This window comes from Pseudidiomarina gelatinasegens (assembly GCF_004025325.1).
Classification (GTDB): domain Bacteria; phylum Pseudomonadota; class Gammaproteobacteria; order Enterobacterales; family Alteromonadaceae; genus Pseudidiomarina; species Pseudidiomarina gelatinasegens.
Genome location: NZ_RSFE01000028.1, coordinates 1 through 521, shown reverse-complemented (window position 1 = coordinate 521; position 521 = coordinate 1). Strand labels below are relative to the sequence as shown.

1 tRNA gene and 1 rRNA gene are annotated in these 521 nt (G+C 53.2%); both read left to right on the top strand.

Features of this window, described 5'->3' with window-relative positions:
- Positions 1-49, top strand: a 16S ribosomal RNA gene (locus tag EGC76_RS12095); the annotation flags it as partial.
- Positions 50-212: 163 nt separating this feature from the next.
- Positions 213-289: transfer RNA gene (locus EGC76_RS11885), tRNA-Ile, on the top strand.
- Positions 290-521 lie beyond the last annotated feature (232 nt).

The following is a 521-nucleotide window of genomic DNA, read 5'->3' as shown; positions in this document are numbered from 1 at the left end:
GTCGTAACAAGGTAGCCGTAGGGGAACCTGCGGCTGGATCACCTCCTTAATATGAAGCCTTGAAGAAGTTAAGTGCTCACACAGATTGCCTGGTTTGGTAGATGTAACAGATAGAAACTGGGTCTGTCGTTTCGCGCGTTAGAGTGTGCCTGCCCTGCATAAGCGGGTGAGGGCGTACCGACCGAAGCGATAATGCAGACTTAGCGGATACTGGGTCTGTAGCTCAGCTGGTTAGAGCGCACCCCTGATAAGGGTGAGGTCGGTAGTTCAAGTCTACTCAGACCCACCAAATTCCCGCGATAGCTGCGTTGGAAAGCAACTCGCATAGCAGGCTATGCTTCGCTGCTTCCCGCCTTGCTCTCACGCGAATTTCCCTTATCGGTTTGTTGTTGGTTTGGTTTGTTGTTTAACGAATAACGAACAGCGTAGCGCACGAATAGCGCAGCGTACGAACAACGAACAACGAAACGGGGCCATAGCTCAGCTGGGAGAGCGCCTGCCTTGCACGCAGGAGGTCAGCG